Genomic DNA, 24,275 nt, shown 5'->3' on the forward strand with positions numbered 1-24,275 from the left:
TCCGGACAGAGACCTGCAAACGACCGTGCGACTGCTGTCGCGGATGTGTAGCGTGGAGGCCATGGTCTCCCCCGTTGCGTCCTCCATCGTCTGGCTCCGTGATGACCTTCGACTGGACGATAACCCCGCTCTGTCCCACGCCGCCGAACTCGGCTTACCGCTCACGGTGGTCTACATTCTCGACGAGGAATCCCCCGGAATCCGTCCCCTGGGAGGCGCGGCCCGCTGGTGGCTGCACCACTCGCTGACTTCGTTGGCGGGGGCGCTTGCTGAGGCCGGTTCCGCACTCATCCTCAGGCGCGGACCTGCCAGCCGTGTGATCCGGGACCTGGCCGCGGAGACCGGCGCGCGGCAGGTGCTGTGGAACCGCCGCTACGGCGGTCCCGAGCGGTCCCTGGACGCGGAGATCAAGGCCTGGGCGGCGGGGAACGGCATCGAAGCCGCCAGCTTCCAGGCCAACCTGCTGTTCGAGCCGTGGACCATCACCACCGGCAGCGGCGGCCCCTATAAGGTGTTCACGCCCTACTGGCGGGCCTGCACAGCGTCCGGCGAGCCCCGTCCGCCGCTGGATGCGCCGGCCCGCCTGCCCTCCCCGGCCGTCGCCGGTTCGATGAAGCAGGCCTGCAGCGACGCGCTGACAGAGTGGTCGCTGCTGCCCGTGTCCCCGGACTGGAGCGGCGGACTGGCTGAGACCTGGGAACCCGGGGAGGCCGGAGCGCACAGCAGGCTTGAGGACTTCCTGGACGGGCCCGCACAGGACTACAGCTCTGGGCGGGACATTCCCGGCGTGGAAGGCACTTCCAGGCTGTCCCCGCACCTCCGTTTTGGTGAAATCAGCCCGTTCCGGGTCTGGCACGAGCTCCGCCGCCACTTCCCCCGCGAGGCGACGCCCGATGTCGGGATCTTCCGGTCCGAGCTGGGCTGGCGGGAGTTCTGCTGGCAACTGCTTTACGCCAATCCCCAGCTGGCTACCCGAAACTACCGGCCCGACTTCGACCGCTTCGAATGGCAGCAGCCCACCGCCGCGGAACTGGAGGCGTGGGAAAAGGGCTTGACCGGCTATCCGCTGGTGGATGCGGGGATGCGGCAGCTCTGGCAGACCGGTTGGATGCATAACCGGGTCCGGATGGCGGCGGCGTCATTCCTCGTCAAGAATCTCCTGGCCGACTGGCGTCTGGGTGAGGCGTGGTTCTGGGACACCCTGGTGGATGCCGATGCAGCCAGCAACCCCGCCAACTGGCAATGGGTTGCAGGCTCGGGCGCCGACGCGTCCCCGTACTTCCGGATCTTCAATCCTGTCACGCAGAGCAAGAAGTTCGACGCCGACGGCCGGTACCTTCGCGAGTTCATTCCGGAACTCGCCTACATGGACCGCAGAGCCATCCACGAACCGTGGAAGCAGCCCGATGTCCAGGGCTACCCCGCGCCCGTGGTGGGACTCCCCGAGTCCAGGGAGCGTGCGCTGGCCACCTACCAGAGGCTTCGGGAGGACCGGCAAGGCCAGGACAACGTCACCGGCCCGGAAATTAGCGGCTGACTTTGCCCATCAGGGAGGCGATGGGGCGAAGGAAGAGGGGACGTGCCAGGAACCAGGCTGCCACCATGGCTGCCACCGAGGCGACGAAGACCCAGAAGCCGAACCAGCCGGCGTCGTCGCTGCCGCCGTACATGTGGTTCAGGTTCCGCAATGCACCGGTGGCGAGCACCAGGAAAACATGCACCACGATGAACGCCACGAAATAGATCATGACCGGAAAGTGGATGGCCCGCGCGAGCTCAATGGGGTAGGCCTTATTGAGAGCCGTGGCCTTCTTGGGCCATGCGGAGGACGTCCGAATACCGGAGATGAAGGCAAGCGGTGCGGCGATGAAGACCGTGGCGAAATACGTCAGCAGCTGCAGCGCGTTGTAGTTGACCCAGCCGTTGTCAGTGGGCCAGTTCAACGAGGCGTACTGAAGCGCCGCGGAGAGGGCATTGGGGATAACGTCCCAGCTCGTGGGCACGATCCGCGTCCATTGGCCGGTGGCGAACAGCAGGATGGCGAACACCAGGCCGTTGAGGACCCAGAGCACGTCCAGCGTCAGGTGCAGCCAAAGCTCCAAGGTGATCTTGGTGGGCGCATTCCTGGTCTTGATCAGGCCCTTGTTGTTGCGCGTCCAGTGGCCGCTGGGCCGCGTGGTGGTCCGCACCTGCCAGCCGGTCCTGATGATGAGCAGCAGGAAGAAGCCGTTCAGGAAGTGCTGCCAGGCCAGCCACGCCGGGAATCCCACAGGCGCGCCGTCAGGCAGTTCCGAATGGCCCGGATAGTCAGCCAGGAACGAGGCCACCGCAGGAAGGCCGGTCATCCACTTGGCCAGCAGCACCACGAGCACCAGCACTACGAGCGCGGCAGGAACACCCCAGTAGAGTCTTGACCGCTTGCTCGTCGAGGAGCCGGGCTTCTTCGTGGGTGTGGACATCGAACAACATTCCTCTCGAGAATGACTGACCAGGTGCTCAAATGGCTTTGCGAACGAGAATACTAGGAACCAGGTGTAATCGGGCAAAAGAAGACCCCGGCCGGCGTCATGCCGGTCGGGGTCTTCTACATGGTTGCGGGGACAGGATTTGAACCTGTGACCTCTGGGTTATGAGCCCAGCGAGCTACCGAACTGCTCCACCCCGCGTCGCAAGATCAACACTACCGTACTTTGGAGTAGGTTAAAACCAATCGTGATTGAGTGTCCCCACGACGCCGAGGTTGCCTGCCTGGGACAGGTCCGCTTAAACCAAAAAGTCCGGATTCTGTTTCCAGAATCCGGACTTTTCGCCAGTTGCGGGGACAGGATTTGAACCTGTGACCTCTGGGTTATGAGCCCAGCGAGCTACCGAACTGCTCCACCCCGCGTCGCAAGATCAACTCTACCGTCCGGTGAACGGGAGGCCAAATCCTGGTGGCGTGATGTGCGTCTCGCTGGGTCAAACGCCTTAGTTGCTGGCCGCCGGCGAGGGCGTCGCCGTCGGTGTAGCTTCCGGCGACGGTGTCGCTCCGGGCGATGGCGTGGCTTCAGGGGCCGGTGCCGGGATCTTACCCTCGGCGTCAATCGCCTTCTGCAGGGCCGCCGCGAGTTTCTTCTGCTCTTCCCCATAGGCTGCAAAGTCGCCAGCTGCCAGGGCTGCCTGGCCGGCCTTGATGGCGGCGTTCGCCTCATCCAGCGCCGCCTTCAGGTCAGCCTGGGCACCTGCGCTTACGGGCGGCGTAGTCCCCGGAGCGGGAGGCGTCTGGCCGGTGTTGCCGGAGTCACCCGCGGCAGCGCCTGAGTCGCCGCCGAAGAGCTGCTTCAGGGCACCGTCGAGGGTCGGCGCAAAGCCGACCTTGTCACCGAAGGCCACCAGCACACGCTGCAGGGTGGGGTAAGACGTCTCGCCGGTCGACTTGAGGTAAACCGGCTGGACATACAGGATGCCACCGCCCACAGGCAGTGTCAGCAGGTTGCCGTTGAGCACTTCGGAGGCACCCTGCCGCAGAAGGTTCAAAGCCTGGGACACCGTGGGATCGGAGTTGAACTTGTTCTGGGCCTGGCCTGGCCCGGGAACCTGTGTTTCCGGCGGAATCTGCAGCAGCCTCAGCTTGCCGTAGCTTTCAGCTTTGACGCCCTTCTCGTTTCCGGCGTCAGAGTCGGCGGCCAGGAAGCCATAGAGGACGTTCCGGGCAGTGCCGTTGACGATCTGCGGGATGAAGGATGAGGTGAGCTGGAAGGCCGGCTTTTCCTGGTCAGGCATCTGCAGCGACATATAGAACGGCGGCTGCTTGACTTCGGTGTCCACGGTGGGATCGTTCGGCACGCTCCATACTTCGTCACTCTTGTAGAAGCTCACTGGTTCCGTGACGTGGTAGCGGCCCAGGAGCTCCCGCTGCACCTTGAACAGGTCTTCCGGGTAACGGACGTGGCTCATAACATCGCCGGACATCTCCGAGTACGGCTTCACGGACGCGGGGAAAACTTTCTGCCAGGCCTTCAGGACGGGATCCTGATCGTCCCATGCATAGAGGGTCACCGAGCCGTCATAGGCGTCGACCGTGGCCTTGACCGAGTTCCTGATGTAGTTCACCGAGCTGTTCGGCAGGGCAACCGTCCGGCCTGAAGTGGTCTGGGAGTCCGCGGTGGCAGCCGAGAGCTGCTCCTGCTGCGAGTACGGGTAGTACTGGCTGGTGGTGTACCCGTCCACGATCCACTTGACGCGGCCGTCAACAACGGCCGGATAGGAGTTGCCGTCAACGGTGAGGTACGGGGCAACCTTCTCCACGCGGTCACGCGGACTGCGGTCGTACAGGATCTGGGATTCCGCGTTAACTCCGTCGGAGAGGAGGAGGTCCGAGGACTGGAACTTGATGGAGTACAGGACCTTGTTGAAGAAGCTGCCCACGTTGGGCCCGCCGTTGCCGGTGAAGGTGTACTGGGTTTCCCCGTCCCCTTCCTTGCCGGAAGGCCTGTCCTGTTCGCGGTGCGGTGATCCCGCAGGCGCCCCGACAATGGAGTACTCCGGGGAGTCTTCGCCGAAGTAGATCCGCGGCTCGTAGGTGGAGTCATCGCCAAGTACACCGGTGGACGGGATGCCCGACTGGAGGAACTCCGGCTTGCCGTCGACGGTGAACTTGTTGCCCTTGGCCGCCACCACGCCGTAGCCGTGGGTGTAGACGACGTGCTGGTTGAGCCAGCCCTGCTGGTTGGTGGCAACGTTCGCCGGGTTCAGCTCGCGCACGGCGATGACCGTGTCCTGGATCTTGCCGTCAACCTCGTAGCGGTCGACGTTCAGTGCCTCCGGGAACTGGTAGTACGGGCGGTACTGCTCCAGCTGGGAGAACGCATCGGAGATCAGGTTGGGGTCCAGGAGCCGGATGTTGGCTGTGGTCTGGGCGTCCGGGGCCAGCGCCCCGGTGCTGGCAGTGTTCGTCGCGTCATAGCGGTCCACCTGAATCTGGTCCAGGCCGTAGGCCGCCCGAGTCATCTCGATGTTGCGCTGGATAAAGTCCTTCTCCAACGTCTGCTCGGAAGGCCGCACCTGGAACTGCTGGATAACCCAGGGGTACACGCCGCCGGCCAGGATCGAGGTGATGATCAGCATGGCCGTGCCGATGACCGGCAGGCGCCAGCGGCCGATAACCGCCGCAACGATGAAGAGGATGGCCACCAAGCCTGCCGCCACGGCGAGGATCGCCTTGGTGGGGATCACGGCGTTCACGTCCGTATACAGCGCACCGGCCCAGCGCCCGCCGTTGCCCTGCAGGGCGGCATAGCGGTCCAGCCAGAAGTTTGCGCCGAGCAGGATCAGGAAGGCTGCGCCGGTTACCGCGAGGTGGATCTGTGCAGCGCGGCTGGTGAACACGCCGCGTTCCATCAGCCGGATGCTGCCGTAGAGGTAGTGGGTGAGGATTCCGGCGATGCCGGCCACCACAACCACACTGATCAGGAAGCCTGTGACGAATCCCAGGAACGGAAGAGTCATGAGGTAGAAGCTGATGTCCAGGCCGAACTCAGGATCGCTCTGGCCGAATGGTTCCTGGTTGAAGAACAACAGCACTTTCTGCCATTGGCTGGCCGCGGCGCTGCCCGCGAACAGCCCGAACAGGATGGGCAGGCCCACCATAACGACGTGGCGGACCGGTTCAAGCTGGGCCTGGTAGCGGTTCAGGTTGTCGCGCATCTCCGAGTCCGGCGCGTACACGGGCCGTGCGTGGTAGGCAACCCGGATGGCAAAAAAGACGGCCAGGAACATAAGTGCGAAGCCGGCGAGGAAGATCCCGATCCGCGAGAGGTTTTCTGTCACAAACACTTCGAAGTAGCCGAGCTGCCGGTACCAGAGGACGTCAGTCCACACGTTGGCGAAGAAGATGAAGCCCACCACTGCGATGGCAACAACAATCAGCGTGGGCGTTAGGGCCCCGCGTCGCGAGGGGGGTCTTCCGGGCGGGATGGGGCTGGTAGGACGGGACAAACTCGGTACCTCATAGCTGGTCGTCAGGTTTACATGAGAAGCGTGCGTGCGGTTGACGTCCGGCACCGGTCAAGCGTGTGGCAACGTCCGTCATATCTGCCACGAGTGGCGGTAAAGCTTAGTTCCTGGCCTCAGTCTAGTTGCTGGCGCAGACCGGCAAAGCGCCCGTGTCCTGCCCGGATCCGGCGAGTTCGACGGCGTGACGCGCCTCTGCGATGTTCTCCACTTTGAGCACCTGCAGTCCCTCCGGAACATGGCCCACAACTTCGTCACAGTTTTCTGCCGGGGCGAGGAATATGGTGGCTCCCCCGGCACGCGCGCCCAGCATCTTCTGCCGGATGCCGCCGATGGGACCTACGGTGCCGTCGGGGGTGATGGTCCCCGTTCCGGCGACATGTTTGCCGCCGGTCAAGTCCCCCGGTGTCACCGTGTCGATAATGCCCAGCGAAAACATCAGCCCGGCACTGGGTCCACCAACCTTGTCCAGTGAAATCTTCACGTCGAACGGAAACGTGAACAGGTACTTGAGCATGACTCCCAGAATGTAGCGGCCCGCACCGTTGTTCATGGGGGTGATGGTCTGTGTGACGGATTCCCCCGCGCGCTGCACCACCAGGGTGGCCGGCGCTCCCTGGCCGGCGGCCAGTTCCTCCTGCACCACGGCGAGCGATGTGATGGGTTTGCCGTTGATCGATTCGAAGATGTCGCCGTTTTCAACCTTGCCGGCGGACGGCGAACCATCGGGCAGCCCCGCGGCCTGGAGCTGCTGGCCGAAGGGAATTTCGAGCTCTTTGAGTGCTGACGCCACCGCATTCTCCTGCGACGACGTCATGGCCACGGAGCTCTGCTCGTCAGCCTCCTCCTTTGTGGTGCCGCTGGGGTAAAGCATCTCCACCGGGTGAACGGACTTGGACCCGTCCAGCCAGGCGGTGAAGGCACCCAGGACGCTCACCGGGCCGTTGGGGCCGCCGTCGACATAAACTGTGGTCAGGTCCAGATTTCCCTTGGCGGGATGGGTTTCGTGGCCCGTCACGCTGATGACAGGGCTGCCCTGGCTCTGGCCGAGGGTGTTGAAGGTTGGTCCGGGCGATTCCACAACATAAGGCACCGGTACGGTGACGGCCGCGATCCCCAGTCCCAGTGCCAGGACGCCGGAAAGCATCATCACGGACACCCGCCGGTCCCCGGGCGGGGTGCTGCGGGGGGCATTCTGCCCTGTTGGCGGGAGGCCGGCCACACCCGTTCTGGGCGCCGGGGCACTCCCTGCGGTGCCGGCGTCGAGCTCTGGAGCGTGGTCCTCATGCGGATGTTCGCCGCGGGTTGTAGTCACTGAATCAACACTACGCGGTGCCGCCTCCCGCCAGCTCTTTGCCTACAGCGAACGTGACGCCTGTCCGGCAGACAGCCGCCCCTGCCCGGGGTACCGTGAAGTGAACAGTCACACCGACGATCGGCGGGATCATGACCTCCAACCCACTCAATCCGTCCAACGGCGACGATACGCCGAAGGATCCGTTGACCGAGATGCTGCAGAACCTGATGGGCGGCAAGGGCATGGAAAACTTCGACCCCGCCGAACTCGCAAAGGCGGCCGGCCTGCCGAACGACCCCAATCTCCTGGCCCAGATGTTCTCCCAGGTCCAGGCCATGATGAGCGCCCCTTCCGAAGGACCCGTCAACTGGCAGCTCGCGCACGAGAACGCCCGCCGGGTTGCCGCCAGCAGCGCCGACCCGTCCGTCACGTCCCTGCAGACCCGCGAAGTCGACGAGGCCCTGCGGCTGGCCGAACTGTGGCTCGATCCCGTGACCGACCTTCCTGCCACCGGCCTGATCGGCCGTGCGTGGTCGCGTGCCGAGTGGGTGGAAGCCACCCTTGGAACATGGAAGCGGCTGACCGAGCCCGTAGCCAACAGCATCGCCAACGCGCTCTCCAGCGCCATGACCGAACAGATGCCCGAAGAGATGAAGGCCATGATGGGCGGAGCCTCTTCCATGCTGCAGAACATGGGCGGCGCGATCTTTGGGATGCAGCTGGGGCAGGCGATCGGCGCCCTGTCCGCCGAGGTTGTCAGCTCCACGGACATCGGGGTTCCTCTGGCCGACCTGGAAATGGCGCTCCTGCCAGCCAACGTGTCGAAGTTCGGCGAGGGCCTGGGCCTGCCGGAGAACGACATCCGGCTGTTCCTGGCCGTCCGCGAGGCAGCCCATGCGCGGCTGTTTGTCCAGGTGCCCTGGCTGCGCGGCCACCTGCTCGGCGCCATCGAGGCCTACGCCCGGGGCATCCATATCGACACTTCCAGGATTGAAGAGCTGGCCCGTGACCTGGACCCCAGCAACCCTGAAGGCATCCAGGAAGCCCTGTCACAGGGTGTCTTTATGCCGCAGCGGACCCCTGCTCAGGAGCAGGCGCTTGAGAAACTTGAGACGGCCCTGGCTCTCGTTGAAGGCTGGGTGGACGAGCTCACCGCTTCGGCCACAGAGAAACTGCTGCCCTCCGCCGGTGCGCTCCGGGAAACAGTCCGGCGGCGCCGTGCCACCGGCGGTCCGGCGGAACACGCTTTCTCTTCCCTGGTGGGACTCGAACTGCGCCCCCGCCGCCTGCGCGAGGCTGCCACTCTGTGGGCCACGCTAAAGGACGAACGGGGCATTGCCGGACGCGATGCCATCTGGCAGCACCCGGACCTGCTCCCCACCGCCGAGGACCTCGATGACCCGCAGGGGTTCAGTGGCCGCCGCCAGCTGGCCGAGGCCAGCGACAGCGAAGTGGACGACGCCCTTCAGAAGCTGCTGAGCGGCGGCTTCGACAACGCGCCGCAGGATGATTCCGAAGGCGGTGACGACGGCGACCAGCCCACCGGCGACGGTGAGCAGCCCAAGGGTTAACCGGACCGCACGGTACGACGGCGGCCGCGCCGCCTGTCGTCGCCACTGGAGGTGTTCGAATGCGCAAGATCATCCTGATGATGTCGGTGTCTTTGGACGGATTCTTCGAGACGATCGACCGGGGCATCAGCTGGCACCTGGTGGATGACGAACTCCTCAACCACTTGAACGGGCAGTTCCGGACGACCGGGGCCTTCATGTTCGGGCGCGTCACCCATGAGCTGATGGCCGGTTACTGGCCCACTGCCGATTAGGATCCGGACCTCTCGGCGCCCATGGTCAAGTTCGCTGTTCTAGGCCCTGATGTCCGGATGGACCTCAGGCTCGAGGAGACACGGACGTTCGGCAACGGCGTGGTCCTGCTCAATTACTCGCGCGACGGCGCCCAGGGTGTGTTTCGCCCAACGTCGTGGAACGCAGCTTCAACCTGGCCTGCCTGATCGCTGGCAGACATATCGCCGACCCCAGGCGTGCCATCGGCGAGCGCGTAGCGCTGCAGCACTGCACACTTCGGTGAGGCGACGACCGGCTCGATGAGTCTGAGGTTCGTCGGAACCACCCCGTCGGCGAAAACCTTCTTTGCACTGCCGAGGAGGATCGGATACACCCAGAGCGTGAGCCGGTCAAAGAGCCGCTCGGCGAACAGGGTCTGCACGAAGTCGAGACTGCCGATAACGTGGATGTTCGCGTGCCGCCTAGTCGGCGTCTCCTGGCTCTGAATCATTGCTGCCCGCGGTCAGGCCCCGGGAAGTGGCGAACGAGACGCCTTCCAGGAAGGCCTTGGCCCGCATCGTGTCGGGGTAGGCCTCCAACAGCTTCCAGAACGCGGCGCTGTGCCCTGCCACCAGCAGGTGCGCGAGCTCATGCAGCAGGACATAGTCGATGACCCACTGCGGCATGGGCCGGAGCTTGTCGGAGAGCCGGATGGATCCTTCCGACGGCGTGGCGGAGCCCCAGCGCGAGTTCTGGTTGCTGACCCAGCGGACCGACGTCGGGACTGCCCTGCCGCCGAAGTACCGGGCCGAAAGGGCTGCGGCGTGGGCGGCCAGGGCAGCATCAGTGGCCGGCTGTTTGCTTCCTTTGCGGGAGCGCCGCTCCCCCTGGCGGTGCAGCTTCTCCAGCATGCGGTGCACCCATTCAGACTCCTGCGCGACAGTGAACCGGGCCGGAATGGCCACCACTGCCGTCCCGTTCTCCCAGAAGGCAGCCACGGTCCTGGTCCGGCGGGCCGACCGCCGCACCTCAACCGGTGATCCGTCCGCCGTGGTGACAGGGAGGGCGTCCTGTCCTGCCGGCCGGCGGGTCACAGGGTGGTGCTTTCGACGAGCACCCGCAGCACGTCTTCGCCATAGCGTTCCAGTTTGGACGGACCCACGCCGGCCAGTGCCGCGAGTTCCTCCAACGTGGACGGTTTGGCCTCTGCGATGGCCGTCAGCGTGGCATCCGTGAAAACCACAAATGCCGGCACCTCGGCCGCCAGTGCTATTTCCTTCCGCCATTGCCGAAGGGCATCGAATGTCTGTTCTTCGTAGCTGGGAGGACAGTCGTTACAGCGGCCCACCTTGCGTTCGGCGCCGCTGGCCAGCATGCTCCCGCACACCCTGCAGGTGGCGGGGGCCGCCGATTTCCGCCGCGGCGCCGGCCCTTTTCCGCGTGCGCTGGAGCTGGCCACCGAGTTGGGCCTGAGCCCGTCGAGGAAGCGTGAGGGTTTCCGGTTGGCCCGGCCGCCCGGTGTCCGTGCCGTGGACCAGGAAAGCGACAGGTGCTCGCGGGCACGGGTGATGCCCACGTAGAGCAGCCGGCGCTCCTCATCCACGGATTCGGGTGTGTCCGCGAAGGAAATGGGCATCAGGCCTTCGCAGAGGCCCACTAGGAACACTGCGTCCCATTCGAGGCCCTTCGCGGCGTGCAGCGATGCAAGCGTTACGCCCTGGACAGTGGGAGCGTGCTGCGCCAGCGACCGTTCCTGGAGTTCATTAACAAAGTCACTGAGACTGAACTGCTCGCCGCGGACGTGGACCAGCTCGTCCGCGAGCGCCACCAGCGCTGCCAGGGACTCCCAGCGTTCGCGCAGCGCGCCTCCGTTGTGGGGCGGGGCGTCCGTGTAGCCGAGCGAGGCGACGATATCGCGGACCAGCTGGCCGAGCGGTTCCGGCGTCGCCGTTTCTGCGACGGCCCTGGTTGCCGCGCGCAGCTGAAGGATGGCGTCGCGCACTTCCTTGCGGGCGAAGAACCGCTCACCGCCACGGAGCTGGTAGCTGATGCCGGCGGCCGCAAGCGCCTGTTCGTACGCTTGGGACTGCCCGTTGGTGCGGAAAAGGACAGCTACCTGGCTGGCGGGAGTGCCGGCGTCGAGCAGTTCCTGGATCTTGATGGCGACCGTGGCGGCTTCGGCTTCATCGTCGGAGCACTCGGTAAACTGTGGGACAGGCCCCGCCGGTCGCTGCGCCACGAGCTGCAGCGGAGCCGCCCAGGCAGCATCGGCCACCGGCCCGCCGCCACGCCGCGCGGCCAGCAGATCGTTGGCCAGCTTGACCACCTGCGGCGTGGAACGGTAATCCCGGATCAGTTTCACCACATTGGCCTCAGGGTACTGGGCCTTGAATCCCAGCAGGTGTTTGGGCGAAGCGCCGGTAAACGAGTAGATCGTCTGGCTCGCATCGCCCACAACGCACAGCTCGTCCCGCCCGCCCAGCCACAGCTCCAGGAGGCGCTGCTGCAGCGGCGAAACGTCCTGGTACTCATCCACCACAAAATGCCGGTACTGCTCACGAACGGTGGCCGCGACTTTCTGGTCCTCCTGCAGGATCCCCACCGTGATCAGGAGTACGTCCTCAAAATCAATGACGTTGCGGTCCGTCTTGACATCCTCATAGGACTGGAAGACCCGGGCGACGGCGGTGAGGTCGAACCCGCCGGGCGTTCCCCTGCCCTGTGCGTTCTCCAGGTAGTTGGCCGGGGTCAGCATGGAGACCTTGGCCCACTCAATTTCGGAGGCGAGGTCCCGGATGGACGCGCGGTCAGTGCTGAGCCGCAGGCGGCGGGAGGCTTCGGCGATCATCTGGGCCTTGTGGTCCAGCAGGTTGGGCAGCGTGCCGCCGACCGCTTGTGGCCAGAAAAACTGCAGCTGCCGCAGGGCGGCGGCGTGGAAGGTGCGCGCCTGGACATTGCCCACACCGAGGTCCCGCAGCCTGCTGCGCATTTCCGCGGCGGCCCGGGCCGTGAACGTCACGGCGAGGAGCCGCTGGGGGCTGTACACGCCTGAGTGCACGCCATAGGCAATCCGGTGCGTAATGGCCCGGGTCTTGCCGGTGCCGGCGCCGGCGAGGACGCACAGCGGCCCGTTCAGGGTGCTGGCGACCTCGCGCTGTTCAGCGTCAAGTCCCCCAAGGATTCGTTCCTCAAGGGACTCTGCACTGTCAAAATTCTCTGTGGTCACTTCTGCTGCTCTGTTGTCGCGACTGCCACGTGCTGGCGTCTGGCCAATGGTGATGCCTGTTCCGGGTGTCAGGTGTCCGAGCGGTCCATGATCCGGCCGCCATACCAGTGCTCAATCAGCGAGCGTGCAATGGACAGCCGACTGGAGATGGTGATTTCTCCGGTGAGCACGGCGTCCTGGAGTTCCTCCCGGCTGAACCAGCGCGCACGGGTTACCTCCACGCCGTCGGGCTTTGCCACGGCGTCTTCGGTGATGGCGGTAAATCCAAGCATAAGGGAGGCCGGGAACGGCCATGACTGCGAGCCCAGGTACTGGCATCCGGTGACCCGGACGCCCACTTCCTCGTGGATTTCCCTGACGACGGCCTGTTCCAGGGATTCGCCTGGTTCGACGAATCCGGCCAGCGTGGAGTAGTTCTTCGCGTCAACCGGCCCGCCGCCACCGAGCAGCAGCCGTCCGTCCGGCCCCACCACCGTGACGATGATGGCCGGATCCGTGCGGGGGTAGTGTTCCGAGCTGTCCTGGGGGCAGCGGCGGACCCAGCCGCCGGCCTCCACGGCAGTTCGGGCGCCGCAGCGGGGGCAATGCGTATGGCCGGCGTGCCAGTTGGCGATGGCGCTGGCCTCGACGAACAACGCCGTGTCAGTGGGGTTCAGGACGGCAGCGATGTCGCGGAAGCCAGCCCACTGCGCGTTGGCCGGGATTCCGGCAGTGCCGGGCTCGGCAGGTTCGGGAAGGACAACCAGGACCACTTCGGTGCCGGCGGCAAGATCCGAGCCGTCCAGCGCGGCGCCAAGATAGATGACCTGCTCCGGGGCTGAGCCACGGTCCCGCAGGTCAGCCAGCAACTGGGCGGCTGCGGGCAGCAGAAGCTCGTTACCCTGCACCAGGGCCTGCCGCCCGGCAAGGACCACTGCCCGGGTGTGTTCGCTGTCCAGCAATTCCTCCACCATGCCTGGCCGGACACGGTCTGCGGAGCCGCGGTCCACGGCGGCCGGGAGAACCGGCAGTACGGTATCGAACAGGTGGTTGGCCGGCAGCTGGGCTGCCTGCGGCTGGTAGGCCGGTATAGCGGACTCCGCATGACTCATGTGTCCACCGTACTGACTCGGACTGACAATTTACATTCGGCGGGGACATTCGGCGGGACAGGTGGCGCGGACGTCCGGACCGGGTGCGGAAGCCGACTTTTGCAGCATATCTGGAGACTCGCCGCCGCACATCGTTGTCTTGGACGCCACTCAATCTACCGTGGAACGGTGAGAAGAAAACCGATCGAACTGGCAGCCGTAGCAACCGCGGCAGTCCCCGGGCTGACCCCAACCGCCGTTAGCTCCGCTGCGGACGATCCCGCGGATTTTGACTCCGCGTTGCTGCTGGATTCGGAAGACAAACAGTGGCGGGTCCGGTCGCCGCGGCATGCGGAAGCAAGCGCCAGGCTTGAGACGGAGTTCCTCGTCCTCCGGGCATTCGTACCGGCCATCCGGGCCGAGCTGCCCTTCCTGATGCCCACGGTGGCCGGCAGCGTCCGGCTTGGTAACCTCAGCACTTTTGTGTACTCCCACCTGGCCGGGAGCACGCAAAGTGTGGAAGAACTCACCGCGGGTCCGGCCGCGCTCGCCCGGGAAATCGGGACAGCGCTGGCGGCCATCCATGATCTTCCGCACTCCCTGGTCAGCAATGCCGACCTGCCCAGCTACACGCCCAACGAATTCCGCCAGCGCCGGCTCAACGAGCTCGACCAGGCGGCCACAACCGGAAAGATCCCGGCGTCGCTGCTGCTCCGCTGGGAACATGCCCTTGAAGACGTCTCACTGTGGCGGTTCAACCCGTGCGTTGTCCACGGGGACCTCCATGAGGACAACCTGCTCGTGGAAAGCAGCCGCGTCACGGCCGTTACGGGCTGGACGGACCTGCGGATCGGGGATCCCGCCGACGACTTCGCCTGGCTGGTTGCCTCGAACGAACAGGATTTCGTGGACGCAGTTCTTGCCAGCTACACCGGCAGCCGCCGCGACGCCCCGGACCAGCATCTGATCCGGCGGGCCGCTTTGTCTGCCGAGTTCGCGTTGGCGCAATACCTGGTCAAGGGCATCGCTGCCGGCGACGCAGGTATGGTTGCCGAAGCCGAAGGCATGCTGGAAACCCTCGCAGCCGACGTCGAAGAGCACGGCGGCCAGGCCATCAGTGTCGAGCCGCTGCCCGCCCCGGCTGCCGTGGCCGACGACGCCGCCCAGTCCCCGGCAGCCCAGGCCCACGCGGTGGGTGTGGCCGCAGCTCCGGCGGTGACCGTCGTCCCCGTGCCCGTCCCGTCGGTGGAGCCTGTTCCGGTGCCGGCAGTGGAAGTCAGCCCTATCCCGGCTGAGCCCCTCCCGGGCAACGAAGCACCGTCGGACGAAGCACCGGCGGACGAAGACTCTGCAGACGAGTCACCGGCGGACAAGCCGTCAGCACGCCCGTCCGCCGAGGACACGTCCACCGCGGCCATCAGCATCGTCGACGTCAGGAAGCACTGACACCTGGGAGCGCTTCCTGAAGTCAGGTGCGCTGACCTCAGCGGGCACTGACCTCGAGGGCGGCGGCCACAATCTGTTCGAGCTCCTCAGCGGAGCCCAGATCGTGCGGCCGCACCACTTGGTTGTCCGCAACGTAGAAGAAGGCGGCCCTGACGTCTGTCACAGCCACGCCCTTGAGCCGGGCCCAAGCCAGCCGGTACGCGGCCAGCTGCACCGATTTGGCCCGCAGCTGCGCGGCAGACGGCCGACGGCCGGTTTTCCAGTCCACGAGGTCCCACCTCCCGTCCGCGTCCTGGAAGACGGCGTCGATGCGTCCACGGACCACCACGTCGCCCACGCGCGTTTCCACCGGCACTTCGACAAAAGCCGGTGACCTGTCGGCCCATTCCGAGGCTTTGAAAGTGGCCACCATGGTGTCAAGGTCGTAGGCGGCATCAATGTGGTCGTCGGAGCCGGGGGCCTCGCCGAGATCCAGCATGCCAGCTGCGCCGAAGTACTCTTCAACCCAGGCGTGGAATGCCGTTCCCTTCCGCGCCGACATGCCGGGCTCACGCGGAACAGGCCTTCGCAGCCTGCCCACTACCCCCGCCGGGTCCTCGCCAAGATCCACCAGCGTGGACGCCGAGATGTGGCCGGGCAGGTGAACGTCCTGCCCGGAAGCGCGCCTGGACCGCCGTTCCAGCAGCAACGCAGCTTCCCTGGCCCAGCCCGCCGCATTGCCCCGGAGCCTTGGCCCGGACTCATTGGCGGATACAGGCTCAAGGACCGGCACAGAGTCCTCGGGATCCAAGGGCTCCAACGCGGCCCGGACGCGTGCCGCGGCGCCCTCCATGGCCAGCCGCCTGCCGGGAACAACCCGCAGGCGCTCCCCGGTCCTCGCATCCACAGGACCTTCGAGGGGGTCATACGGCCATCCGGCCACCTCCGTTTCCGTGGTCAACGGACTCTTTTCAGGCAGGGAGGCTTCCTCCACTGACGCCGGATGGACCAGGGCGGGAGAGATTTCCGCGGCGTCCACCGGGGCCGTGTTGGGGCCGGAGCCGACAAGCTGTTCCAGTTCAGCGAGGAACGGTGACATCTCGGCACGGCCTGCCCTGGAGCCCACCCATGCCGCGCTGGAGACCCAGAGGACGTGCTTTGCCCTGGTGTAGGCCACATACGCCAGGCGGCGTTCCTCGCCCTCACCATGGACCTGGACGGCTGATTTGAAGTCCTTCTCGGCATCCAGCCAGCCCTTCTGGTCGGGCTGGTCAGTATCCCACTGGGGCAGATCCGAACGGTCCCCCCGCAGCGGCCACGGCAGGGCCGCCGCGCCGCTGCTCCAGCGCGAGTCCTTGTTGCTGGGGAAGGCGCCGGCGTTGAGGCCCGGTACAAAGACGACGTCCCATTCGAGGCCCTTTGAGGCATGGACGGTCAGCAGTTGCACAGCCTCCCGGTTGATATCCGACGGCGGAGCTTCGAGGCCGTTTTCCTCGGCCGCGGCAGCTTCCAGCCAGGCAAGGAAGGCGAGGATGTCCACCCGATGCGAGGTCCGCAGGAAGCCGGCCGCCGCGTCCTGGAAGGCGTCCAGGTTTCGGCGGGCCTGGTGGATGCTGGTCCCCGGGCGTGCTGCCACTTCGATGTCGAGCAACATGGCGCGTTCCACTTCGCCGAGCAGAGTGGTGAGGTCGTCCCCGAGGTAGCCGCGCAACTGCCTGAGTTCCGTCGAAAGCCTGCCGAGGCGGTCGTGGGCCACTTCGGTCAGCGACCGACCGTTGGAAGAGGTCCAATCTTCGCGTGGCAGCCAGTCCAGCGCTTCAACCAGGCTGGCACCGTCCGTCAGGTCGCTTTCGATGACGGCCTCGTCGGACGCGTCAGCGGCCCCGTCCTCCGGCGTGGCCGCGCCGGCGGGGCGTCCGCGACGGCGTGCGAGGTGGCTGGACCAGTCTCGGAAGGCCATCAGGTCTGCCGGCCCGATCCGCCAGCGTGCGCCTGCCAGGAGGCGCATCAGGGAGTCCGAGCGACCGGGATCGGCAAGCACCCGGAGCGTGGCCACCAGATCAACGATCTCGGGAGTGTCGAGCAGTCCGCCGAGCCCCACGATTTCGTAGGCAATCCCCCGCGCCTCGAACTCCCGCCGGATGGTTTCCATCTGGGCGCGCCGCCGGCACAGGACAGCCAGTGCGGGCGGCACGGGTGTGCCGTCGGCCTCGCGTTCAAAGTCCGTGACCCGGTACTTTATGACGTCCTCGGCAAGGGCGGCGGCTTCGTCGAGGTCTGTGCCGAAGCGGCCCAGTACCACCCGTCCCTCCACCGCGAAGGGACTGGGCTGCAGCGGCGGCACCGTCGCCGCCGCGGTAGCCGTGCCCGCGGGCATTGCACCTGCCGCGGCGGTGCCCACCGGGGTGATGCCTTCCGCGGCGGCGCCCATACCGGCGCTGCCGGCAGGGGCCTTCTGCGCCTCGGCGCGCCCTAAGGCCTCTGACATGATGTTGGCGGCGGACAGGATGGCCCGGCCGTTGCGCCACGCCGTCGTGAGGTACGACGTAGGGGCCAGCGTGAAGCGTCCCGGCCCGTCGTCCCCGTCCATGCGGACAGGGAATTCACGGACAAAGTGGAAGAGCTGGCCTGCCGAAGCACCCCGGAAGCCGTATATCGACTGGTTGGGGTCCCCCACAGCGGTGACCGCGTGGCCCTCGCCGAAAAGCCGCGAAAACAGGACCAGCTGGGCATACGACGTGTCCTGGAATTCGTCGAGGAGCACCACTTTGTAGCGCTGGCGTTCCATGTCGGCAGCAAGGGGGATTTCCCGGGCCACACGGGCCGCAAGTGCCACCAGGTCGCCGAAGTCCAATGCCCCGCGTGACTTCTTGGCGGCGGCGTAGCGGCCCACCATGTCAGCCACGCTTGCCCGGGTGCGCAGCATCGCAGCCAGCTCACCGGCCGCCTGGGGGGCGTTCTTCTTCGCCCCGGCCACGTAGGGACGTTCTTCAAACTCAGACAGCCGCGCCAGAAGCCAGGCCTCGACGTCGGCCGGTTCCTGCAGGTGCTCTGCGCACTCCCCCGCGAGCTGGATGACTGCCTTGACCAGCGTGGACTTGGCTGCCTTGAAGTGGCTGTACTCGCCGTCGAACGCTTCCACCACTTCGCTGGCCAGCTGCCAGGCTTGGGCTCCGCCGAGCAGCACAACGTCGCGTTCCACGCCCAGCCGCAGCCCGTAGTCAGAAACGATGCCGCTGGCAAATGAGTGGTAGGTGGACACCTTGGGCTCCAGGGCGTCGCTGCTGAGCAGCCCCTCGGGGAACACTTCGTGCCGTGTGTCCTGGGCAGCGACCCGCTTCAGTGCCGCCAGCTTGGCCCGGATCCGCGTGGCCAGCTCGCCTGCTGCCTTCCTGGTGAAAGTTACGCCCAGGACTTCCTCAGGCCTGACCCAGCCGTTGGCAACGAGCCAGACGACGCGGTCGGCCATGGTGGCGGTCTTGCCGGAGCCCGCCCCCGCGATCACCAGCCGGGGAGCCAGGGGTGAGGAAATGATGGCGGACTGTTCGGGGGTCGGCGTGTTCTTTTCACCCAGCAGCCTGGACAGCTGCTCGGGGCTGAACAGGGGCCCTGGAACCTGCGGCTGGCTCATTCGGTGACCTGCTTTCCGCGGACACAGAGCGGACAGACCTCAGGGAGCCTGCAGCCGTGCCCCCCGTGGCTGCTTTTTGCCGGGTCGTGCCGGGCTTCGAAGCTGCTGCCGGACATGACGGCGGCCGCATCGGTGACCATGTCCAGCGCCCAGTTGTCCTGGGCCTCCAGGGGATCCTGTTGCTGGACGCCGGGGCTTTTGGTTGTTGTCCCGAGCTGCGCCAGCACGGCGCCGCCCGGCAAAGGTGAGCCCGGTACTACCGTGTTGGGTCCTGCTGAGCCGGGCATTCCGTGTACCTCCGTGAAACCGCCCGCCAGGACCGCCGCCTGGTAGGCCCCCAGCTGGGGATGGCGGGACAGCTCGGTCTTGCCAGGCTGCCTTTTGCCCGTCTTGAGGTCCACAATGACGAGCCTTCCTTCGGCGTCGATCTCCAGCCGGTCAACCTGGCCGCGGAGCACGGCGGCGCGGGGAAGGCCGGTCCCGCCGGCCAAATCTCCGACGGACTTGGCATCGTCCTGCCCGGTGTCCGCGGGCGGAACGTCGGGCAGCCGGACCTCAAAGTCCTGCTCGACGCCCAACAGGCTCCGGCCCTCGCTCCGCATCACCAGGACGTACTGGGCGAGCTTGCGCACCATTGTTTCGGCACGCTGGAAATCGAGTTTGCCTTCCCAGTTGTCCTTCATCCCCAGGGTTGGCCACCGGCGGATGAGTTCGGCGACGTACTCACCCCCGGAGGCTTCCGGCAGGTCCTGCGCGATGGCGTGCACCAGGGTGCCCAGGCTCCGGGCGAAGTCGGTGGCGGCCTCCCCGCCGGCCGCCTGCACAAACCAGTCGAGCGGTGATTTCTGCACGGATTCCACCTTCGACGGCGAGACGTAAACCGTCCCTCCGGGCGGGACAACCGGTTCCGACGTCGTCAAAGGAGGCAGGCCCCACCAGCTGTCCGGATGCGCTCCCGGGACCGCCGGTTCCGCGGCGGCAAGTCCGGCCAGGACCCTGGCGGCCTCGGCGGCTTCGGGCTCATACTTTCCATCCAGCTGCGCGTATTGCCGCAGCTCGGCCACCAGGGCACGCAGCGTCATGGGCCGTTCCACCGGCGTGAAGCCCCTGCCCTCGGCGCCCGGCTCAAGCGGCGCCACATAGTCGAGGAAGGACGACGGCTGGTCGTCCTCGGACGAAACAGCGGTGCAGATCAGGATCTCGCAGGCCCTGGAAACGGCCGTGGAGAAGCTCCGGAGTTCGTCGTAGCGGATTTCCCGCAGCCGGCTCAGCGGGTCCAGCTGCAATGCATAGCTGACCCCATGCTCGACGGCGTCAGCGTACAGGCTGCTGCCCAGCAGCTCACCGCGGAGCCGGGTATTGGGCCAGACGCCTTCCTGCAGCCCCGCCACAATGACCACCGGCCACTGCCGCCCGGCAGCACTGGCCGGGGTCATCAGCTCGACGGCGTCGTCCACCTGCGCCCGCGCGGCCAGGGTATCCATCGGCAACTCCTGGTTCAGGAGGTACTCAAGGAACTGCTCCGGCCCGGCGCCCGGCATCTGGTCCACGTAGCGCTCGGCTGTATGGAAGAGCGCCATCATGGCATCAAGGTCCCGGTCGGCTCGGGCTCCGTGGGAACCGCCGGTGAGGGCAGATTCGGTCCACGCGTTGGCCAGTCCGGTGGAGTGCCACAGGGCCCAGAGCACGGTCTCGGCATTGGCGCCGGGCTCGGCGGCGGCGCTCCGCCCTGCCTGGATCATGCGGGCGGTCCGGCGCGCTGAACGGCCTTCCAGGCCCAGCGTCCCCAGGGCGCCGGGCTCCAATAATGCTTCAACCAGCAGCGCGTCGCTGGTCCGTCCGCCGCCGCCCAGCAGCTCCTCCCGCCTCAGCGACTGGCGGAGCCGGCGCAATTCAATGGACGTGGCACCCCCGATGCGCGACGTCAGCAGCGCGACGGCGGCTTCCGGAGTCAACAACTCGGAATCCAGGGCTATGGCGTAGGCGTCCAACAGCGGGCGCACGGCCACTTCATCGCGGACCGCGGACTCGGCTACCGGAACCCGGACCGGGATCCCCTGGCCCGCGAGGTAGCGCTGCAGCTCACTGAGTTGGCCGCCGTTACGCACGATCACGGCGATCTCGGCCAGGTCGCGGCCATGGTTGACGTGCTGGTCCAGGATGCGCTGGGCGACGTACCGGAGTTCGTGGACCGGCGACGGAACCAGGTGTGCTTCCACCGTTCCGGCGGACTGCGGCTGGGGTTCGACGACGGCGGTGGGCCCGTGCGCGGTTCCGGCCAGGGGTTCGGGCTGCTCGAGCCGCCTGGCCAGCTGGCCGCCCGCACGTTGTGAGATCCGGCCAGCGACGCCGAGCCAGGCTTCGGCAATCGCCGGGGCGTGCCGATGGGTGTGCCACAGCGGCCGCTCGATGACGCCGGCTGTCGCAGAAAGCAGGCGCGGCAGCTCCGCAACGAGGTCGGGTCTGGCCCCGCGGAAGCCCTGCACAACGGTGTCCGGAGAGTAGGCGACATAACAGTCCTTGCCTGCGGCGATATCGGCGAGCAGTTCGAACACGGCAGGGTTCGCCTCCTGCATATCGTCCACCAACACGAGCTGAAGACGATCCCGTTCCGCGGCCAGGAAGTCAGGCTCGTCCTGGAAGATCTGCCGTGCCGTGGTGATGATGCCGGCGGGGTCGAAGGCCTCCGGCATGCGCAGGTCCAGGACGTCCCGGTACTCGGCGTATAGCGCCGCCGCGGCGATCCAGTCGGGCCGGCCGCACTGGTGGCCCAGCTCCTCCAGGTCACCGGCGGTCCGGCCGGATTCGATGATCCGGTCAAAGAGTTGGCGTACTTCGTGGCGGAAGCCCCGCGTCTCAAGTGCCGCTTCCAGGTCCGCAGGCCACGGAAGTTCCAGTCCGGGCATCCGGTGGCCCTCCAGGAGTTCGCGGATGATGAGGTCCTGTTCCGGGCCGGACAGGAGGCGCGGCGCGCGCGGAAGCGGAAGGATTCCCTCAGCCTTGGCCCGGCGGATCAGGTCAAACGCATAGGCTGCCCAGGTACGGGCCGGCGTGGTGCTCAGGCTCCTGTCCAGCCGTGCGGTGAAGCGGTCGCGGAGTGAGTCGGCGGCGAGGCGTCCGGGCGCCAGGATGAGGATCCGCTCCGGATCCACGCCGTCCTGCAGGGCCCGACGGACGGCGGCTTCGATCAGGATCGTTGACTTTCCGGTTCCCGGTGCGCCGGGAACCAGGACGGGCCCTGAGCCGTGGGGCACGTCGACGGCGTCGCGCTGGTCTGCGGACAACACCGGGACATCGGCGTGCAGCTGCCGCGGCGGGAGAAGCCGCAGGCCCGTTCCGCCGGAACGTCCGGCCGCGGACGCGGGCCCGGCTGACGTGCGTGTGGACTCGGCGGGGTCAACATCGGGGATTGTTACGGTCACACAGACATTTCATCATCAGCCACCGACAATCTATGCAGCCGCCGCTCCAGCTGCTCCGCAATAGCGTCGATCCGGTCGAAGTCTTCCTCGCCCGGCGCCCAGCGTGCTGCCATCAGGTCCACGCGCCATTTGCCTTCCCCTGTGCGCAGGAAAGCATCGTGGTTGCCGAGCAGCGGTGTCCGCTCCTGCAGGTAACGGCGGAGGGCTTCGGCCTCGTGGCCTTCCGGACCCTGGCCGCTTGCCTTCAGGATGCGCCACCACGCGACCTGGCTGCCGTAGTGGCTCATGGCGTGGCCCACCTGCCGCGGACCGCCGGACCCCAGCAGCTCGGCCACATCACCGTAGGCCAGTGCGGTGCCGGGTGGAACCAGCTCGACCAGCGCGAGCACCGCCTCAATGTACTCAGTCCGCATACCTCAAGGTTACCGGCAGTGGCGTTGGCGGATCCTGTCGGTGCTGGCCGGTAGCGTTGAAGCATGACGTCCTGGAACACCCTCCCCCGCGCAGCCTTCGATCTCGAAACCACCGGACGGAATTCGCGTGCCGCGCGGATCGTCACAGCGTCGGTCACCGTGGTGGACCACAAGGGGGACGTCATCACCGAACACGAATGGCTGGCCGATCCCGGTGTCGAAATCCCTACCGAGGCCAGCGATATCCACGGCATCACCACGGAGCAGGCCCGGCGTGAGGGACGGCCGGCCCATGAAGTCACCGGGGAGCTCGCCACGGTCCTGCAGGACCTGTTCGACGCCGGAATTCCGGTCATTGCCTTCAACGCCAGCTACGACTTCACCGTCCTGGCCGCTGAGTCCGCCCGTTACGGCGTCCGGCAGTTGAGCCGGTTCCCTGTCCTGGACCCGTTCATCATGAACAAGCAGGTGGACCGGTACCGCAAGGGAAAGCGCACGTTGACGGCGTTGTGTGAGGAATACGGCATCACGCTGGACAACGCCCATACGTCGGCCGCGGATGCTTTGGCCACGCTCCGGATGCTGGATGCGATGGCCATCAAGTTTCCCAAGCTCAAGATGCCGGCCAGCCAGCTTCACGAACTGCAAAAGGACTGGGCTGTCAGCCAAGCTGCGGACTTCCAGAACTACCTGCGCAAGACCAAGCCCGCCGCCGTGATCGAAGGGGAATGGCCCGTCCTTCCACCGGAAGACGCCAGCGGCGACTTCTAGCTGAGAGCTAACTCACAATTAGGCCGGAACCGCGAACTGCCCCCGCCGGAACCCGCAGATTCGGCCACGCGGGCAGCATCCATTCATCAGATGTTCAGGAAGAGTTTCGCTCAGCATTTAATTCGGTAAAATTCGCTTTGGAGCAAGGTTTTATTCGTCCGAAGGTGCTGAAAGCCGGAAATGAGATGATTAAGTTCAGCGGTAATCCCGCCCCGGCCGGCCAACATTTGGGAGCAAGGCGCCAGGCGCCACGCGTGCAGCCTTCGGCCCGGTTGAACTTATGACTCTGATGAAAGTGACTTTCTCATGAAGACCAAAGCCATGAAGTGGCTGACCAGCGTTCCGGTCGCGGTTGCGCTGGCCGTCTCGCTGGCCGCCTGCGGCAGCGGGGCTGCCCAGCCGAGCGGCACGCCCACCGATGCCCTCGCCGGCAGCGACCAGCAGACGCTGGACAAGTACACCACCGCCGACGTCACGCCGTTGGACCAGATCGACAAGACCAAGCTGGGCCTGAATACCGAAGGCAAGCTTGAAGTTGGCACGCTCTCCGATGCGCCGCCGAACATCTTCATCGACCCTGCCGGCAAGTTCACCGGTTATGATAACGAGCTGCTGCGCGCCGTTGCCGGCAAGCTTGGCCTCGAGGTTGAGTTCGTAGCCACAGACTTCTCGGCGCTGCTCTCCCAGGTACAGACCAAGCAGTTCGATGTGGGATCGTCCTCGATTTCCACCACAGAAGCCCGCCGCACCAACGTGGGCTTCACCAACGGCTACGACTTCGGCTTTATGGCAGTCGTTGCCAAGACCGACAGCGACGTCAAGGGTTTCGCAGACCTGGATGCCAATGTCCGCATCGGCGTCGTCCAGGGCACGGTCCAGGACGACTACGTCACCAACACGCTGAAGCTTGAGCCGGTCCGTTTCAAGGACTACGCCACCGTGTACGCCAATGTGCGCAACGGCCAGATCGATGCCTGGGTTGCACCTTCGCAGCAGGCCACCGGCCAGGTGAAGGAAGGCGACGGCACTGTCATCGCCGAGTCCGTGGTGAACACCCAGAACTTCACCGCCTACGCCGTGAACAAGGACAACAAGGCCCTGATCGACGCCTTGAACTCCGGGCTGGACGCTGTGATTGCCGACGGTACCTGGTCCAAGCTGACCAAGGAATGGTACCCGGACCGCGAGACCCCCGCCGACTGGAAGCCGGGAAGCAAAGCTGCTCCGGCTCCCCAGAGCTGATCT

16 protein-coding genes and 2 tRNA genes are annotated in these 24,275 nt (G+C 66.1%); 6 read left to right on the forward strand and 12 right to left on the reverse strand.

Annotation, left to right across the window (positions count from 1 at the left end; all coding sequences use genetic code 11):
* Positions 1-61: 61 nt before the first annotated feature.
* Positions 62-1,537 carry a cryptochrome/photolyase family protein gene (locus tag ASG77_RS08475; protein ID WP_056343848.1) on the forward strand — a complete coding sequence of 492 codons (1,476 nt, stop codon included), beginning with the start codon at positions 62-64 and terminating at the stop codon, positions 1,535-1,537.
* Here ASG77_RS08475 and ASG77_RS08480 read toward each other — a convergent pair.
* From ASG77_RS08480 to ASG77_RS08500, 5 genes are all read right to left on the reverse strand, one after another.
* On the reverse strand, positions 1,527-2,459 hold the full coding sequence (locus tag ASG77_RS08480) for a cytochrome b/b6 domain-containing protein (RefSeq protein WP_056343851.1): 933 nt from the start codon (positions 2,457-2,459) through the stop codon (positions 1,527-1,529). The two genes, ASG77_RS08475 and ASG77_RS08480, sit on opposite strands and share 11 nt — an antisense overlap.
* A 130-nt stretch (positions 2,460-2,589) precedes the next feature.
* A tRNA-Met gene (locus tag ASG77_RS08485) sits at positions 2,590-2,666 on the reverse strand.
* Between the two features lie 147 nt (positions 2,667-2,813).
* A tRNA-Met gene (locus tag ASG77_RS08490) sits at positions 2,814-2,887 on the reverse strand.
* Positions 2,888-2,967: 80 nt separating this feature from the next.
* Positions 2,968-5,976 (reverse strand): UPF0182 family membrane protein, encoded by a 3,009-nt coding sequence (locus ASG77_RS08495; RefSeq protein WP_082575917.1) that lies wholly within the window; start codon positions 5,974-5,976, stop codon positions 2,968-2,970.
* Between the two features lie 136 nt (positions 5,977-6,112).
* Positions 6,113-7,306: a YlbL family protein gene (locus tag ASG77_RS08500; RefSeq protein ID WP_442854235.1), complete on the reverse strand. Its 1,194-nt coding sequence runs from the start codon at positions 7,304-7,306 to the stop codon at positions 6,113-6,115.
* 131 nt (positions 7,307-7,437) lie between these two features.
* Between ASG77_RS08500 and ASG77_RS08505 the strand changes: the two genes are divergently transcribed.
* Positions 7,438-8,859: a zinc-dependent metalloprotease gene (locus ASG77_RS08505; protein ID WP_056343860.1), complete on the forward strand. Its 1,422-nt coding sequence runs from the start codon at positions 7,438-7,440 to the stop codon at positions 8,857-8,859.
* A 59-nt stretch (positions 8,860-8,918) separates the two neighbouring features.
* Positions 8,919-9,113, forward strand: a complete 195-nt coding sequence (locus tag ASG77_RS22515; RefSeq protein WP_235564411.1) for a dihydrofolate reductase family protein — start codon at positions 8,919-8,921, stop codon at positions 9,111-9,113.
* Between the two features lie 113 nt (positions 9,114-9,226).
* On the opposite strand, the gene ASG77_RS08515 is transcribed toward ASG77_RS22515, so the two are convergent.
* The 4 genes from ASG77_RS08515 to nudC all read right to left on the reverse strand — a co-directional run bounded on the left by ASG77_RS08515 (position 9,227) and on the right by nudC (position 13,389).
* Positions 9,227-9,583 carry a dihydrofolate reductase family protein gene (locus tag ASG77_RS08515; protein WP_442854236.1) on the reverse strand — a complete coding sequence of 119 codons (357 nt, stop codon included), beginning with the start codon at positions 9,581-9,583 and terminating at the stop codon, positions 9,227-9,229.
* Complete coding sequence (locus ASG77_RS08520; RefSeq protein ID WP_056343863.1) at positions 9,555-10,166, reverse strand: M48 metallopeptidase family protein; 612 nt, start codon at positions 10,164-10,166, stop codon at positions 9,555-9,557. The genes ASG77_RS08515 and ASG77_RS08520 overlap by 29 nt, the downstream gene beginning before the upstream one ends.
* Entirely contained in the window at positions 10,163-12,298 is a 2,136-nt protein-coding gene (locus ASG77_RS08525; RefSeq protein ID WP_056343866.1) for an ATP-dependent DNA helicase UvrD2, read from the reverse strand. The genes ASG77_RS08520 and ASG77_RS08525 overlap by 4 nt, the downstream gene beginning before the upstream one ends.
* 68 nt (positions 12,299-12,366) lie before the next feature.
* A complete protein-coding gene (gene nudC, locus ASG77_RS08530) occupies positions 12,367-13,389 on the reverse strand; it encodes an NAD(+) diphosphatase (RefSeq protein ID WP_056343869.1) in 1,023 nt (340 codons plus the stop codon).
* A gap of 168 nt (positions 13,390-13,557) precedes the next feature.
* Here nudC and ASG77_RS08535 point away from each other — a divergent pair, with 168 nt between their 5' ends.
* Positions 13,558-14,814 carry a macrolide 2'-phosphotransferase gene (locus ASG77_RS08535; RefSeq protein WP_056343872.1) on the forward strand — a complete coding sequence of 419 codons (1,257 nt, stop codon included), beginning with the start codon at positions 13,558-13,560 and terminating at the stop codon, positions 14,812-14,814.
* Between the two features lie 37 nt (positions 14,815-14,851).
* Here the strand turns inward: ASG77_RS08535 and ASG77_RS08540 are convergent, their stop codons facing one another.
* From ASG77_RS08540 to ASG77_RS08550, 3 genes are all read right to left on the reverse strand, one after another.
* On the reverse strand, positions 14,852-18,424 hold the full coding sequence (locus ASG77_RS08540) for an ATP-dependent helicase (RefSeq protein WP_056343876.1): 3,573 nt from the start codon (positions 18,422-18,424) through the stop codon (positions 14,852-14,854).
* Positions 18,421-21,753 carry an ATP-dependent helicase gene (locus tag ASG77_RS08545; RefSeq protein WP_056345114.1) on the reverse strand — a complete coding sequence of 1,111 codons (3,333 nt, stop codon included), beginning with the start codon at positions 21,751-21,753 and terminating at the stop codon, positions 18,421-18,423. The genes ASG77_RS08540 and ASG77_RS08545 overlap by 4 nt, the downstream gene beginning before the upstream one ends.
* A gap of 89 nt (positions 21,754-21,842) precedes the next feature.
* Positions 21,843-22,259, reverse strand: coding sequence for an MGMT family protein (locus ASG77_RS08550; RefSeq protein WP_056343879.1), 417 nt, complete (start codon positions 22,257-22,259; stop codon positions 21,843-21,845).
* Between the two features lie 63 nt (positions 22,260-22,322).
* Between ASG77_RS08550 and ASG77_RS08555 the strand changes: the two genes are divergently transcribed.
* Both ASG77_RS08555 and ASG77_RS08560 read left to right on the forward strand, forming a co-directional pair.
* The gene (locus ASG77_RS08555) at positions 22,323-23,030 is read left to right on the forward strand and encodes a 3'-5' exonuclease (RefSeq protein WP_056343881.1); all 708 of its coding nucleotides are present in this window, start codon (positions 22,323-22,325) and stop codon (positions 23,028-23,030) included.
* Positions 23,031-23,336: 306 nt separating this feature from the next.
* Entirely contained in the window at positions 23,337-24,272 is a 936-nt protein-coding gene (locus ASG77_RS08560; protein WP_056343883.1) for a substrate-binding periplasmic protein, read from the forward strand.
* Positions 24,273-24,275 lie beyond the last annotated feature (3 nt).

The organism is Arthrobacter sp. Soil762, assembly GCF_001428335.1.
Classification (GTDB): Bacteria; Actinomycetota; Actinomycetes; order Actinomycetales; family Micrococcaceae; genus Arthrobacter.

Bases quoted from the DNA above. Each gene is read 5' to 3' on its own strand.
- ASG77_RS08475 (WP_056343848.1), top strand. From the start codon at position 62: ATGGTCTCCCCCGTTGCGTCCTCCATCGTCTGGCTCCGTGATGACCTT.
- ASG77_RS08480 (WP_056343851.1), bottom strand. From the start codon at position 2,459: ATGTCCACACCCACGAAGAAGCCCGGCTCCTCGACGAGCAAGCGGTCA.
- ASG77_RS08505 (WP_056343860.1), top strand. From the start codon at position 7,438: ATGACCTCCAACCCACTCAATCCGTCCAACGGCGACGATACGCCGAAG.
- ASG77_RS22515 (WP_235564411.1), top strand. From the start codon at position 8,919: ATGCGCAAGATCATCCTGATGATGTCGGTGTCTTTGGACGGATTCTTC.
- ASG77_RS08515 (WP_442854236.1), bottom strand. From the start codon at position 9,583: ATGATTCAGAGCCAGGAGACGCCGACTAGGCGGCACGCGAACATCCAC.
- nudC (WP_056343869.1), bottom strand. From the start codon at position 13,389: ATGAGTCATGCGGAGTCCGCTATACCGGCCTACCAGCCGCAGGCAGCC.
- ASG77_RS08540 (WP_056343876.1), bottom strand. From the start codon at position 18,424: ATGAGCCAGCCGCAGGTTCCAGGGCCCCTGTTCAGCCCCGAGCAGCTG.
- ASG77_RS08550 (WP_056343879.1), bottom strand. From the start codon at position 22,259: ATGCGGACTGAGTACATTGAGGCGGTGCTCGCGCTGGTCGAGCTGGTT.
- ASG77_RS08555 (WP_056343881.1), top strand. From the start codon at position 22,323: ATGACGTCCTGGAACACCCTCCCCCGCGCAGCCTTCGATCTCGAAACC.
- ASG77_RS08560 (WP_056343883.1), top strand. From the start codon at position 23,337: ATGAAGACCAAAGCCATGAAGTGGCTGACCAGCGTTCCGGTCGCGGTT.